This is a genomic window from Pantoea sp. GbtcB22, from assembly GCF_019091025.1.
GTDB lineage: Bacteria > Pseudomonadota > Gammaproteobacteria > Enterobacterales > Enterobacteriaceae > Pantoea > Pantoea leporis.
On record NZ_JAGXKB010000989.1, the window covers coordinates 1 to 231 of the forward strand.

1 pseudogene is annotated in these 231 nt (G+C 55.0%); it reads left to right on the forward strand.

The annotated features are described in order from the left end of the window. A pseudogene (locus KVT28_RS27270) lies at positions 1-231 on the forward strand (citrate-proton symporter); the annotation flags it as partial.

Sequence of the window (231 nt, forward strand, 5' to 3'; positions counted from 1 at the left end):
ATGTTCCTGCCGTTCCGGTTGTACATCCGCCGCATGCTGAAAGCGATCGAAGCCTTCAGCCAGCGTAAACAACATCCCTCAATGCGTCAGATTATGGGTTGGGTCGGGCAGAACTGGGCGCTGGTGCTGGCAGGGATGTTGTTGGTGGTGACCACCACCGTAATGTACTACATGATCACCGCCTTTCACCCGACGTTCGGCAAAACCGTGCTGATGATGAGTGACCAACAG